2 protein-coding genes are annotated in these 1,500 nt (G+C 69.5%); both read right to left on the bottom strand.

The features are described 5' to 3' along the window. Nucleotides 1-1,202: cytochrome P450 (locus IJH84_RS00420; RefSeq protein WP_295138829.1), on the bottom strand; the 1,202-nt coding region annotated here is incomplete at its 3' end. Nucleotides 1,203-1,289: 87 nt separating this feature from the next. Beyond that, nucleotides 1,290-1,500 (bottom strand): fumarylacetoacetate hydrolase family protein (locus IJH84_RS00415; RefSeq protein ID WP_367268925.1); only part of this gene is annotated, 211 nt, incomplete at its 5' end.

Below are 1,500 nucleotides of genomic sequence, written 5' to 3'. Positions count from 1 at the left end.
GTCGCGAACGCCGCACCGATGCAACGCCGATTGCCGCCACCGAACGGAATCCATTGGTACGCATCGGGTTTCGCGTCCACGAAGCGGTGCGGATCGAACGTGTCCGGGTCCGGGAACAACCGCGGGTCCCGGTGCATCAGATCGATGCTGGTGAACACGATGGAATCCTTCGGCAGCCACCAACGCCCCAGTTGCAGGCCATCCGCCTTGATCTTGCGCTCGGTGAGGATGACCACCGGCCGGGTCCGCTGCACCTCGATGATCGCGGCCGCGCGCAGGGTGCTGCCGCCGGCATCGACTTCCGCGGTGAGTTCGCGCAGCACCGCGGGATGCCGGCGCAGCCGTTCCACCGCCCACGCCAGCGTGGTCGTGATCGTCTCGTGCCCGGCCGAGAGCAGCGTGAGCAGCTGGTCGGCGATCTCGCCGCGGTCCATCCGGGAGCCGTCGTCGTAGCGGCTCTGCAGCAGCAGCGCCAGCACGTCGTCGCGTTCGTCCACATCGGCGTCCTGCTCGGCGCGATCGATCATTCCCGCGATGACCCGGTCGTATTCGGCTCGCAATTCCCGGAACCGCTGCCACGGGTTCCACGGTCCGACACCGTTCGCCGGCACCGGGAGCACGACCAGCTTGGAACCCAGCGTCACCAACCGCGGCAGCAGCTCGCGCAGCCGGTCGGACTCGGCGGCCCGCGCACCGAACACCGCGCGCAGGATGATGTTGAGGGTGAGCCGTCGCATCGATGGCAGCGTCGCGAACAGCCGATCCTGCGGCCACTGCGCGAATTCGGCCAGCGCTTCCTGCTCGACGATCCGCTCGTAGGCGCCGAGCCGGCGGCCGTGGAACGGCGGGACGAGCAGTTTGCGCTGCTTGCGGTGCTGTTCGCCGGTGATCGAGAACAGCGACCCGGAACCCAGCACCCGTCCCAGGCTCGCGTCGAGCTTGTCGGCGATCTCCGGGCTGGTCCGGTACAGCTGTTTGACATCGGCGGGGTCGCTGATGACCACCGCCTTGCCGTAGACCGGCAGCTGGATGGTGACGGTGTCCCCGTACCGGGCGCGCAGTCGCGGCAGACCCAGCCGCGGCGAGAACAGGGCGCGCACGGCCTGCAGCGAACGGGGCGTGGACGGGCCAGGTGGCAGCGTCGCGTTCGGGGCCGCGTTCGAGGGCGGGGTCGCGTTCGGCGTAGGGGGCACGTTCGTCATCGGGCACCTCGCGGTTGCAGGACGCAAGTGTGGCGATGACATTACGCGGAGTTATCAACAGCGGGCAAGTGGTTGCGCTGCGTGCAGTCAGGGTCGTTCGCGCGGCTGTTTCCGCGCCCGTGGCAACGGTTTCACCGGTGCGCCCGGCACGACCGTGTTGGCGATGCCGCCGATCCCTTCGGCGGTGAGCGCGACGGTGTCACCGGGACGCAGCGGCGGAAGATCCTCTCGTCCGCGCCCCCAGAGCTCGGCGAGGCAGCCGCCGTTGCCGCAGGTGCCCGAGCCGAGCAGGTCTCCG

The organism is Saccharopolyspora sp., from assembly GCF_017434145.1.
Lineage (GTDB): Bacteria > Actinomycetota > Actinomycetes > Mycobacteriales > Pseudonocardiaceae > Saccharopolyspora_C > Saccharopolyspora_C galaxeae.
Note: the sequence above shows the minus strand (reverse complement) of the source record. Positions and strands in the feature narration are given on the sequence as shown.